This is a genomic window from Neorhizobium vignae, assembly GCF_000732195.1.
In the GTDB taxonomy this organism is placed as follows: Bacteria; Pseudomonadota; Alphaproteobacteria; order Rhizobiales; family Rhizobiaceae; genus Neorhizobium; species Neorhizobium vignae.
Window position 1 is genome coordinate 116,599 of the sequence record NZ_JNNU01000014.1, and the last position, 12,300, is coordinate 128,898.

Sequence of the window (12,300 nt, forward strand, 5' to 3'; positions counted from 1 at the left end):
CCGAGGGGCACTTCGGCCCGTTTCCGCGGTCGGACCTGTCCGTTCCGCGCAAGCCCGCGTCTTCCAAATCCATGCCGGTCATCGCACCGTCGGCGCACACAATTTGGATCACTTGCGTTTGGGAGCGACCGGCCCTTTCTCCGGTTTCTGGGGATGGCCCGGTGCAATGGGATCGCTTGCCGGAAAGGTCTCTTCGAGCGACTCCTCCAGGTAAGCGTCCTGCTCCTTGGCGATATCCTTGGCAGACGTTCCGGGTGAAGGCGCCTCTTTTTTCATTCCCATTTTCGATCTCCCTGGTTGGTCGAGCCGGATAATCCTACTCTCGTTTCTTGGATAGCAGAAGACACGATGGCCTCTTGCGGCTGCTGCGTCTCGGCATGACAAAAGCCTTCCCATGACCAGGGACGCCATCTCCGATTCTGGCTGATCCGCGGGCGGGCGCCAGCAGTTTCGAATTATCGCTCCGATTGACGAAGATCATGGCTGGGGCCCGTGCCGATCCTAGACTTTCCTCCATAGGGCCGATCAAGGCCTCATGCAGAGGAGACAGAAAATGTCGTTCAAGACAGTGCTCGCAATGATCGCGAATACGAATCCGACAGCCGATCTCGCCCGCGCCATCGAGATTGCGACCGAACTCGAAGCCCACCTGTCCGTCGTGATCATCGGCCTTGCCGTGCCGGCAACCATGGGCGATTTTCCGGCTGGCACGGTATGGCTGGACCAGCGTGACGAGGACCTGAGACTGCTCGAGGGCATCCGGAAACAGGCGGAAAGCGCCTGCAGGACGAATGGCCTGTCGTTCGATGCCGACGTCCTCTATGCGGAAGGCGTTTTCGTCAGCGAGGAAATTCATCGCCGCGCACTCTATGCCGATGTGCTGGTGATCGGAGAGGGCGTGCGCCGCGACAGCGTGCTCACCCGGCGGATCGTCGACGGCGGCGTGTTCGAGGCTCGCCGTCCCCTCCTGCTGGTTCCGAAGGGCCGCAAGACGACGCTAAGACCGCGGCGGATCCTGCTCGCCTGGAATTCCCGCACGGAGGCGGCTCAGGCCGCACGCGAGGCGCTGGAGATGATGACCTGGGCCGAAGAGGTGCATGTCGTGCTCGTCGATCCGGACAACTCCTATTGCGTCAGCGGCGGTGAACCCGGTGCCGACGTTGCCGCCTACCTCGCACGCCACGGCATAAAGGTCCTCGTCGAACAGCTGGCAAGCGGCGGCCGGCTGGTGGAGGACGTGCTCGAACGGCATGCGCTGGAGATCGACGCCGACCTCGTCGTCATGGGCGCCTATGGCCATTCGCGGCTGCGCGAACGGGTCTTTGGCGGCGTGACGGCTTCGATCCTGGAGGACAGCAAGTTCCCGGTCCTGATCGCCCGGTAAGACCTGGATACGGTCTTGCCCTGTCTCCTGTCAGCGGGCGGGGGACAGGGTTTTTCGTGTTCGCGTCCTGCTGCAAAGAGGAAGAGATCGGGCGGGTCTGCCCTCGCAGGCTGGCACAAAAATCCGCCCCAAGGGAGCGAACCCGAAGGGCGGATCGGAAAGAGGCTGCTCGCCTCCTATTGAGCGTGCTGCTGCGGAGGCGTTTGTGTGACGACGCCGCCGACGCCGGCAATCCCTGAGGCCAGGATGCGTATGGCCTCCTGCTCCGCATCGGACCCGATCTTGCCAATGATCTCCACGACCGAATCCCGCACCCTGACGTCGATCCTGTCCTTGCCCAGTCCGAGTTCCGCCAGCAACCGCGTCGCGACGGCGAGTTGCAGCGCATCGTCGCCCCGGGCGATCACATCCGGTGTGGCGATCTCGGTCTTGAGGACATCGCGACGGCTGACGATCCCCACGAGCATGCCATTGTCGAGGACAGGGATCCGCTTGACGGCGTGGAGGCGCATCAGCGCGACGATCTCGGCGACGCTGGCTTCCGGCGCCACACTGACGACCTTGCGGCTCATGCAGTCCTCGACCTTCAACCCGTGCGCCCTGACGTAGTTTTTGAAGAATGCGGGATCGCTATTGTCCGGAGCTGCCTTCGGAGAGAGGTTGAATTCGTGCCGTTTCAGAATGTCTCCTTCTGTGAGCATTCCGCACAAAGTCCCCCGATCGTCGATCACGGGCAGGCCGCTTATGTCGTTGTCGATCAACATCTGGATCGCGTGTTTGAGGCTGGTTCCGGGGCTGACGTGAACCACCGTGGTCGTCATCAAGTCTTTGGCAAGCATCCTGTGCTCCTGTGGTTGTAATCATCCGTCGCTTCGTCCCGAGCTTGTCCCATCGCCTCCGCGCCGACCTTGACATAGCGCAATCCCGACGGGCGTGCGTGCGATACTCAGGCCAGGCTCGTTCTACGGAGGCGCCATTTGTCGAATTCGGTGACAACCAGGATCGAGGAGGCGGCAAGCAGCATCAACGCCCACTCGGCAAACGAGATCGGCGCGAGATCGAGGGTTTCGCGAAACCAGGGGATATACATTGCCGAAATATGGATGGCCTGGGCCGCGATGACAGTCAGGATCAGCAGCGGGTTGCCGAAAAAATTCAACGAGAAGATCGATCGGCGCTCCGAGCGGCTGGTGAAGGTCTGGACGTTTTCGAACAGCACGAACAGCAGCAGCAGCAGGTTGCGCGCCTGCGAAATCTCGTAGCCCTGATATAGCAGATAGGAGAAGATCGCGAAACCGCCGCCGCCGATGACCAGCGTCGACTGGACGATTCGTCGGATCATCAAACGGTCGAAGATCGGCTCCTTCGGGCGGCGCGGCGGTCGTGCCAGCTCATCCCCTTCAGGTTTTTCGCCGGCAAGCGCGACATCCTGGATGCCGTTGGTGACGAGATTGAGCCAGAGCAGCTGCACCGGAAGCAGCGGCATGGGCAGCCCGAGCGGGATTGCCAGCAGGAAGAGCAGCATTTCCGCAGCACCCGTCGCGGTGAGCATGAGGATCACCTTGCGGATGTTGGAATAAGCGGTGCGGCCTTCGCGGATGCCGCTGACGATTGACGCGAAATTGTCGTCGGTGACGACGATGTCGGCGCTTTCCTTGGCGACTTCCGTTCCCTTGCGGCCCATCGCCACCCCCACATGGGCGTGTTTCAGGGCGGGGGCGTCGTTTATGCCGTCGCCGGTGACGGCCACGAAGTGGCCGTTGCGGGCGAGCGACAGCACGATCGCGAGCTTCTGCGCCGGTGCCACCCGGGCATAGATTCGCGCCCGTCCGGTCAGCTCGTCGAGCGTATCCGGACCGGCTTCCTCGGCCTTGCCGACATCGGCACCGCTGGTGATCTGGTCGGGCAGGAACCGCAATCCGGCCTCCGAGGCAATGGCGCCAGCGGTCTTCGGGTCGTCGCCGGTCACCATCACCACCGTCACACCGGCCGAATAGCAGTCCCGGATCGCCTGTGGAACTTCCGGACGGATCGGATCCTGCATGCCGGCAAGGCCGAGAAACACCAGGTCGACCAGGTGATGGTAACCGAAGGTCTCGTCAGAACCGCCGCGGATTTCTCCTTCCGCAAAGGCGAGCACCCTGAGGCCACGCTCCGCCATCTCCTCCTTTTGCCGGAGAAGCGTCTCGCGGTCGATCGGCACGATGCCGTTGCCGGCGTCCATCCGGTCCGCCATGTCGATCAGGGTTTCCGCCGCCCCCTTGACGAAGATGCGTACCCGCTCGCCCCGGCGATGGAAGGAGGCGGCATATTTGAGGTCCGGCTCATAAGGAATGCGCGCGATCAGCGGGTAATCGTCCTTCATCGCCTCCTGCTCGAGCCCGGCCTTGCGGGCTGCAGCCAGGAGAGCGATATCGACCGTATCGCCGACGCCTTTCCAGCCGTCCGCCTGGCGGGTGAGACCACCCTCATTGGGCAGAACCGCTGCCTTCAGCAGTCTCCCGGCACGATCGCGCGCCTCCGCCGGGCCGAGGTTGGACCCGCGGATTTCGCAGGTATCGAGATCAATGCCGGCATCGAGCATGAGTTCGCTGCCGTCGGGAAGGCGAATATCGGTGACGGTCAGCTCGTTGAGGGTCAGCGTTCCCGTCTTGTCGGTGGCGATCATCGTACAGGAACCGAGCGACTCGACCGCCGGCATGCGGCGGACAATGACGTTACGCTTGGCCATGCGGCGCATGCTGATCGCCAGCGCGATCGAGATCGCGATCGGCAGGCCCTCCGGGATGGCGCTGACCGCAAGTCCGACCGACATCATGAACAGGTCGTCCCAGGCTAGCCCGCGAAACAGGCCAACGGCGACGAGGACGACGGAGGCGAGGCCGACGCTCCAGGCGATCATGTTCGAAAAATGCTTCAGCCGGATCAGCAGCGGCGGCTGGGAGGTCGACGCCTTGCCGATATCGGCAGCGATCCTGCCGATCTCGGTCGAAAGGCCAGTCGCAACCACCAGACCGGTGCCGCGACCGCGCGTGACGAGGCTGCCCGCAAATGCAAGGCCGGATTTCCTGTTCTCGTTCGACGCCCCTATGGCGGTGAGGGTCTTGCGCGCCGGTGCGGATTCGCCTGTCAGCAGCGACTCGTCGCAGAGCAGGTCATTGGTCTCGAACAGCTCGATGTCGGCCGGGATGCGGCCGCCGGCCTCGATCCGGATGACGTCGCCCGGAACCACCAGGCGCGCCTCGATCTCCTGGGTGATCCCGTCGCGGACGACGGTCGCAAACGGCTGCTCCAGACTGCGCAAGGCCGCCGCAGCACGGCCGGCGGAATGTTCCTGGATACCGCCGATCACGCCGTTCAACACCAGCACGACACCGATGAACACGGCATCTTCCGCCTCGCTGACCAGAAGCGAGACTGCTGCCGCGATCAGCAGGATATAGATCAGCGGGCTGCGGAATTGCGCGATGAAGATCAGGAACAGGGACGGCGCCTTGGGCTCAGGAAGGCGATTCTGCCCGAATTGCGCCAGCCGCGCGGCCGCTTCGATGCCGCTCAGCCCCTCGCGGACCATATCGTTCTGCTCGGGTTTACGATGGACGGAGACTGAATTGGCGGGCATAGGCACTCCAGATCAAACTGCACCGCCATCATCGGGGAACGGGGCGGGGTTCGATCCTAGAGGATAACCTGTAAAGTTGCCCGGCAATTGATGTCTGTCAACGTGGGAGTGTGTCCTGGTCGCTGCGCCGGCCGCCGATCGAACGATATCAGCGGCACCAAAGTGGTTGAAACGCTTTCAGGAGATTTCGAGGAAATTTGGCTGGGGAACCTGGATTCGAACCAAGATTAACGGAGTCAGAGTCCGTCGTTCTACCGTTGAACTATTCCCCAGCAGGGCGCGCCGGGGAATGCCCGGGCCGGTGTGCGGCGCTTATAAACAAAAGCGGGCGGATTGCAAATACCGATTTCGAAAAAAATCGATGCTGCGGAAGCTTTCTCGTCGCCGCTGAGGAAAAGCTCAAAAACCGGCTGATGACGGGTCCATGACGCGGGCGGCAAAAAGCCGTTGGCGAAAACGCCACCGCCTGTTATCTTCGCACCAACGAAACAATCAGACGCCAGCGGCATACCTCCAAGAGGCCTTGCGCGGCGAGATGGACATATAAGTGATGGACCCCGATAGCGGCGCAAAGCCGCCGGAAGGCGGGGCGTCGGCGGTACCGCGCGGAGAGGGTAAATCCTCGAGGCGTCGGAAGGCGAAGCGGAACGGCAAACGTCGTGACGCGGCGCCTGTAACCAATTCGGAAGCGGTCGATTCGGCCGCCTCTGCCGGACGTCCCAACGGCCAGGAACCCAACCCGTCGGCGCGCAAGCGAAAGCGGCGCCGTGCGAAATCCGCGGGTGCCCAGCAGCCGGTACAGGGGGCGAACGCCGCACCCGCAGCACAGCAGATTCCGGTTCGTGCCGAGGGCGGGCAACAGCCGCACTCGGCCAAGTCGTCGTCGTCGCGCAATCGGCGCAAGAAGAATAGAGGCGGTCGCGGCCTGCAGGGCCGACCGCTGACACCTGCCAAGGCGGCGCCCGGTGTGGCCAAGGCTCCAGCGCCTGCCGGTTCGGGCCAGGTTTCCTCCAAGGATGCACGCGGCAGGGCGGGAGCCGAGAGCCTGGGCGCAGAGCTGCGCGGCGAAAAATTCTCCTACGTCAACGATCTCTATGCGGCGCTCGACCTCGGTACCAACAATTGCCGCCTGCTGATCGCCCAGCCGACACGGCCGGGCCAGTTTCGCGTCGTCGATGCGTTTTCGCGGATCGTCCGTCTCGGCGAAGGGCTCGGCACCAGCCGCCGGCTGTCGCAGGATGCCATGGACCGCGCCGTCGAGGCGTTGCGCATCTGCGCCACAAAGCTCGCCAACCGGCCGATTCGCCGCATGCGGCTGATCGCCACCGAAGCCTGCCGGGCTGCCGAGAACGGCGAGGAGTTCTTGGCCCGCGTCATCGCGGAAACCGGACTGGAGCTGGAAATCATCGATCGCGAGACCGAGGCGCGGCTTGCCGTGTCGGGATGCTCGTCGCTGGTTGGCCGTGAGGCGCGCTCCGTCGTTCTCTTCGATATCGGCGGCGGCTCGTCGGAAATCGCGGTCATCCGCATCGATGACAGCCGGTCGAGCCGGCTTGCCAACCACATCACCCATTGGACCTCGCTTCCGGTCGGCGTCGTGACGCTGTCGGAAAGGCATGGCGGGCGCGACGTCACGCCGGAAGTATTCAACGCCATGGTGACGGAAGTCGAAGGCATGCTGGCCGATTTCGATTGCCCGCCGCTGGCCGCCTTCCGCCGCCAGGGCGCCGAGGATTTCCACCTGATCGGCACGTCTGGCACGGTCACCACGCTTGCGGGCGTGCATCTCGACCTGCCGCGCTACGACCGCCGCAAAGTCGACGGCCTGTGGCTGTCGGATGCGGAAGTCTCCGCCATGCAGGCAAAGCTGCTCTCCTGGGATTTTGCTGGTCGTGCCGCCAATCCCTGCATCGGTCCGGACCGGGCCGATCTGGTGCTGGCCGGCTGCGCCATACTGGAAGCGATCCGCCGCCGCTGGCCGAGCCAGCGCATGCGGGTTGCCGACCGGGGCCTGCGCGAGGGCCTGCTGACGGACATGATGGCCGATGACGGCGTGTGGCGCCGGGTGCGGCCGCGCCGCCAGGCGGGCAGTCCAGGTGCCGGCGGACAGGATGAGGCTGGAGCAAGGCGATGACGAAACCACCTTCAAAATCCCCGGGCAGCGGCAACCGCACCGGCCGCAAGCTCGGCCAGAAGGTCAAGAAGGGCAAGCTCAAGGCGTCGTCGCGGCGCTGGCTCGAGCGTCATATCAACGACCCCTACGTCCAGCGGGCCAAGCTCGAAGGATATCGCGCCCGCGCGGCCTTCAAGCTTCTGGAGATCGACGAGAAACATCAGATCCTCAAAGGCGCCCGCCGCATTATCGATCTGGGTGCGGCACCGGGAAGCTGGTCGCAGATCGCCGCCAATGTCACCGGCTCGACCGACGATGATATCCGCGTCGCGGCGATCGATTTCCTGGAAATGGCGCCGCTCGCCGGCGTCAAGATCCTGCAGCTCGACTTCCTCGATTCGGAAGCGCCGCGCCTGTTGATGGAAGCAATCGGCGGCACGCCGGACGTGGTCATTTCGGACATGGCGGCGCCGACCACCGGCCACCAGAAGACCGATCACCTGCGCACCATGCATCTGTGCGAAGTGGCGGCGCATTTCGCGGTCGAGGTGCTCGGCGAGGGCGGCCATTTCCTGGCCAAGACCTTCCAGGGCGGCACCGAACGCGACCTGCTCAACATGCTGAAGCAGAATTTCAGGCAGGTCATCCACGTGAAGCCGGGCGCATCGCGCCAGGAATCGGTCGAGATGTTCCTGCTCGCCAAGCATTTCAAGGGCCGCAGGGCCGGCGAGACTGCCACGGAGTCCGAGATGGAGGAACCCGAGGTGGAGGATGCGGACATGGAATACGCCGAAGCCGAAGACGCCGACCTGGACGATCGGGCCTGATTACTCGCCGGCTTCCGGTTGAATCTTGGGGGTTCCGTGGCCGGAAACGGCGGCGCCCGTCATCGGGTCCAGTTTCAGCAGGGGCATGACCGCCAGAAGCGAAAGGGCGGCCACCAGGAAGAAAGCCAGGTGGAAATCAACGAGCTGCAGGTGCGTGCCGGTGACCGCCGCCGAGGCTTCGAGGATGAAGGCCGCAAAGGCGACGCCGAGCGCCATGCTGATCTGCTGCAGGACGGAGGCGATCGAGGTCGCCTGGCTCGCCTGTTCGTCGCTGATCTCGGAATAGCTGAGCGCGTTCGAGCCGGTGAAGAAGAAGGAACGGCAGACCCCCGACATAAGCAGGAAGGCGATGATCAGCGCGTGGGAGGTCTCCGGCGTGAAAAAACCGTTTGCCGCCGTGGTCGCGGCGCCGAGTACGCCCGAGACGATCAGCGTCATCTTGAACCCGGTCATCGCGAAGACGCGGCGGGCGGCGAATTTCACGATCAGCGCGCCGAGCGCGCCCGCAAACGTAATGAGGCCGGACTGGAAAGGGTTGAGGCCGAAACCGAGTTGCAGCATCAGCGGCATCAGGAATGGAATGGCGCCGGTCGAGATGCGGAACAGCGTACCGCTGCTGCTGGCGGCCCGGAACGCATCGTCCTTGAAGAGCCGCAGGTTGAGGATCGGGGCGGGGTGGCTGCGCGCGTGGACGACATAGGCGACGCCGGCTGCGAGCCCCAGTGCCGTCGCCGCTATGCCGACGGCCGGCGGCAGCGCCGGAAGGCCGACGACCGAAAGTCCGAAGACCGTGCCGGCGGCGGTGACCGAGGTCAGGAAGAACCCCCGCCAGTCGATCGACGGCGGATTGGTGGCCTCTATTTCCGGCAGGAAGATCGTCGAGAGATAGATGCCGAGCACGCCGACCGGCACGTTGATCAGGAAGATCCAGTGCCAGGTGAAATAGGTGGTGATGAAACCGCCGATCGGCGGGCCGGTGAGGGGCCCGACCAGCGCCGGAATGGTGAGCAGCGCCATGGCCGAGACGAGCTCGCTGCGTTTCGTGGTGCGCAGGAGAACCAGTCGAGCAACCGGCGTCATCATGGCTCCGCCCATGCCCTGCAAGAAGCGCGACAGCACGAACTGGAGGAGATCGGAGGAGAACGCGCAGCAGATCGAGCCGATGACAAAGACGAAGATCGCGACTCGAAAGATCTTCTTGGCGCCGAAGCGATCCGCCATCCAACCGCTGATCGGGATGAACATGGCGAGCGCCACCATGTAGGAGGTCAGCGCCAGTTTGAGCGTGATCGGGCCGACATTCAGGTCCGCGGCAATCGCCGGAAGTGCCGTCGCAATGACGGTGGAGTCCATCTGCTCCATGAAAAGGGCGACGGCGAGTATGAGCGGAACGATGCGGTTCATGGGAAGGGCCTGCATGGCGGGAATTGGCCCGTCCATAGACCTGTTGGTCCCGTCTGCCAATTGCGGAATCTCACCATTTCCGGTTTTGGGTCACGTCTGCGTGAGATCGGATTTCCTCGGCAGGGAACGCGGTTATGTTCCACCGCATAACGACCCGATTTTGACGGTCCGGCATAATTCCAGGAGGCAGTGACATCATGACGAATTCAGGTATCGGACGGCGCACCCTTATCGGCACAGCCGGTTTGGGCATCCTCGCTGCGCCGGCGATCATCAATGCCGGGGCTTTTGCCCAGGAGACCCAGAAATTGGCTATCGATCATGTGACCCCGCCGGATATCCACAAATTCAAGCTCGGCGGTTTCCAGGTTCTGGCGGTGAAGGATGGGGCCCGTCCCTCCGGCGCTCCCGGCGAAACCTTCGGCCTCAACCAGCCGCCCGAAACGCTCGCAGCGCTGCTGACCCAGAACTTTCTGCCGACGGAACAGTTCGTCAACAGCTTCTCACCGACGCTGATCGATACCGGCAGCAACGTGATCCTGTTCGATACCGGCCTCGGCAAACCGGGCCGCGCCCAGGGCGTCGGACGTCTGATCGAAGGATTGGCGGCCGCTGGCTACATGCCCGAAGATATCTCGATCGTCGTCATCACCCACATGCATGGCGACCATATCGGCGGCCTCATGGAAGACGGCAAGCCGGCTTTCCCGAAGGCGCGGTATGTCACGGGCCAGGTGGAATACGACTTCTGGACCGATGCTGCCCGCGCCGGCACGCCCGCAGAGGGCAACCAGAAGAGCGTGCTCGCCAATGTGAAGCCGCTTGCCGAAAAGATGACCTTCCTGAAGGATGGCGGTGAAGTCGTCTCCGGCATCACCGCCATGTTGGCGCCGGGCCATACGCCCGGCATGCTGAATTTCAATATCGAATCGCAAGGCAAGCGCCTGATCCTCGCCGCCGATACGGTCAACCACTACGTCCTGTCGCTTCAGCGGCCCGAATGGGAGGTCCGTTTCGACATGGACAAGACGCAGGGGGCGGCCACCCGCAAGAAGGTCCTCGACATGGTCGCCACGGACAAGGTCGCCTTCCTCGGCTATCACATGCCGTTTCCGGCGGTCGGTTTCGTCGAAAAGCAGGGCACCGGCTACCGGTTCGTGCCGAAGACCTATCAGTTCGACATCTGATTGTTGTTGAAAAGCAATCGAAACCCGGGAGAAGCTTCTCTCGGGTTTTTGCTATTCCCTTCTTGTCATGAACGTGTTACCAGCCCTCGCCAACTTCCAAGCAATTGTTGCCGGAGCGTCGGGACGTATCCAAGTCGTTCCTGAGCGCATCCCGCATTTTCTAGATCGAAGGAATTTGGCAATGGCACGCATCATTGAAACCGCAACCGGCGCAGATGCGCTTACCTTCGACGACGTGCTCCTGCAGCCCGGCCATTCCGAAGTCATGCCGGGCCAGACGAATATCGCGACGACCATCGCCCAGGATATCGAGCTCAACCTGCCAATCATTTCCTCGGCCATGGATACGGTGACGGAAAGCCGGCTTGCCATCGCCATGGCGCAGGCAGGCGGCATCGGCGTCATCCACCGCAACCTCACCCCGATCGAACAGGCCGAACAGGTTCGCCAGGTCAAGAAGTTCGAAAGCGGCATGGTCGTCAACCCGGTGACGATAGGCCCTGATGCGACCCTCGCCGACGCGCTGTCCTTGATGAAGTCCTACAGCATTTCCGGCATTCCGGTCGTCGAGAACGGCGGCGGTCATGTCCCGGGCCGGCTGGTCGGCATTCTCACCAACCGCGACGTCCGGTTCGCGTCGGATCCGGCTCAGAAGATCTACGAGCTGATGACCCGCGAGAACCTGATCACCGTCAAGGAAAGCAGCGTCGATCAGACCGAGGCCAAGCGCCTTCTTCACAAGCATCGCATCGAGAAGCTGCTGGTCGTCGATGGCGAAGGCCGCTGCGTCGGTCTCATCACCGTCAAGGATATCGAAAAGACCCAGCTCAATCCGAACGCCTCGAAGGATGCCCAGGGGCGCCTTCGTGCGGCCGCTGCGATCAGCGTCGGCGACGATGGTTTCGAGCGTGCCGAACGTCTCATCGAGGCCGGCGTCGATCTGCTGGTCGTCGATACGGCCCACGGCCATTCGCAGCGCGTGCTCGATGCGGTCACGCGGGTGAAGCGCATCTCCAACCACGTGCGTGTCATGGCCGGCAATGTCGCGACCTCCGACGGCACCAAGGCGCTGATCGATGCCGGCGCGGATGCGGTCAAGGTCGGCATCGGTCCGGGCTCGATCTGCACCACCCGCATCGTCGCCGGCGTCGGCGTGCCGCAGCTCGCGGCAATCATGTCGGCCGTCGAAGCCGCGCGCGCGCAGAACATCCCGGTCATCGCCGATGGCGGCATCAAGTTCTCGGGTGACCTCGCCAAGGCGATCGCCGCCGGCGCATCCGCCGTGATGATCGGCTCGCTGCTGGCCGGCACCGATGAAAGCCCGGGCGAAGTCTATCTCTACCAGGGCCGCTCGTTCAAAGCCTATCGCGGCATGGGCTCGGTTGGCGCCATGGCGCGTGGTTCCGCCGATCGTTACTTCCAGGCGGAAGTGCGCGACACGCTGAAGCTGGTTCCCGAAGGCATCGAGGGTCAGGTCCCCTACAAGGGCCCGGTCTCCGGCGTGCTGCACCAGCTTGGCGGCGGTCTGAAGGCGGCCATGGGTTATGTCGGCGGCGCCAATCTCAAGGAATTCCAGGAGCGCGCCACCTTCGTGCGTATCTCCGGCGCAGGCCTGCGCGAAAGCCATGCGCATGACGTGACGATCACCCGCGAGAGCCCCAACTATCCGGGCGCTGGCGTCTGATATCCGTGATGGGAGGAGGGTGTTGCCTCCTCCCTCGAATTTCAAAAAAAGTCCGGTGGATGCCAGCCGCAAGAGCCTC

At 63.4% G+C, this 12,300-nt stretch carries 9 protein-coding genes and 1 tRNA gene; 5 read left to right on the top strand and 5 right to left on the bottom strand.

Annotation, left to right across the window (positions count from 1 at the left end; genetic code table 11):
- Positions 1-108: 108 nt before the first annotated feature.
- Entirely contained in the window at positions 109-282 is a 174-nt protein-coding gene (locus GQ59_RS32410; protein WP_156376362.1) for a hypothetical protein, read from the bottom strand.
- Positions 283-553: 271 nt separating this feature from the next.
- Between GQ59_RS32410 and GQ59_RS22725 the strand changes: the two genes are divergently transcribed.
- Entirely contained in the window at positions 554-1,384 is an 831-nt protein-coding gene (locus GQ59_RS22725; RefSeq protein ID WP_037085419.1) for a universal stress protein, read from the top strand.
- A 176-nt stretch (positions 1,385-1,560) separates the two neighbouring features.
- On the opposite strand, the gene GQ59_RS22730 is transcribed toward GQ59_RS22725, so the two are convergent.
- From GQ59_RS22730 to GQ59_RS22740, 3 genes are all read right to left on the bottom strand, one after another.
- Positions 1,561-2,223 carry a CBS domain-containing protein gene (locus GQ59_RS22730; protein ID WP_037085422.1) on the bottom strand — a complete coding sequence of 221 codons (663 nt, stop codon included), beginning with the start codon at positions 2,221-2,223 and terminating at the stop codon, positions 1,561-1,563.
- Positions 2,224-2,330: 107 nt separating this feature from the next.
- Positions 2,331-5,006: a cation-translocating P-type ATPase gene (locus tag GQ59_RS22735; protein ID WP_051904145.1), complete on the bottom strand. Its 2,676-nt coding sequence runs from the start codon at positions 5,004-5,006 to the stop codon at positions 2,331-2,333.
- A gap of 198 nt (positions 5,007-5,204) precedes the next feature.
- Positions 5,205-5,278: transfer RNA gene (locus GQ59_RS22740), tRNA-Gln, on the bottom strand.
- A gap of 275 nt (positions 5,279-5,553) precedes the next feature.
- Here GQ59_RS22740 and GQ59_RS22745 point away from each other — a divergent pair.
- Both GQ59_RS22745 and GQ59_RS22750 read left to right on the top strand, forming a co-directional pair.
- Positions 5,554-7,140: a Ppx/GppA phosphatase family protein gene (locus GQ59_RS22745; protein WP_051904146.1), complete on the top strand. Its 1,587-nt coding sequence runs from the start codon at positions 5,554-5,556 to the stop codon at positions 7,138-7,140.
- A complete protein-coding gene (locus GQ59_RS22750) occupies positions 7,137-7,946 on the top strand; it encodes an RlmE family RNA methyltransferase (protein ID WP_037085425.1) in 810 nt (269 codons plus the stop codon). Before GQ59_RS22745 ends, GQ59_RS22750 begins: the two co-directional genes overlap by 4 nt.
- On the opposite strand, the gene GQ59_RS22755 is transcribed toward GQ59_RS22750, so the two are convergent.
- Complete coding sequence (locus GQ59_RS22755; protein WP_037085557.1) at positions 7,947-9,350, bottom strand: MDR family MFS transporter; 1,404 nt, start codon at positions 9,348-9,350, stop codon at positions 7,947-7,949. It lies immediately after the preceding gene.
- 197 nt (positions 9,351-9,547) lie between these two features.
- Between GQ59_RS22755 and GQ59_RS22760 the strand changes: the two genes are divergently transcribed.
- Both GQ59_RS22760 and guaB read left to right on the top strand, forming a co-directional pair.
- Positions 9,548-10,537 (top strand): MBL fold metallo-hydrolase, encoded by a 990-nt coding sequence (locus GQ59_RS22760; protein WP_037085428.1) that lies wholly within the window; start codon positions 9,548-9,550, stop codon positions 10,535-10,537.
- A 181-nt stretch (positions 10,538-10,718) separates the two neighbouring features.
- Positions 10,719-12,221 carry an IMP dehydrogenase gene (guaB, locus tag GQ59_RS22765; protein ID WP_037085431.1) on the top strand — a complete coding sequence of 501 codons (1,503 nt, stop codon included), beginning with the start codon at positions 10,719-10,721 and terminating at the stop codon, positions 12,219-12,221.
- Positions 12,222-12,300: the final 79 nt, after the last annotated feature.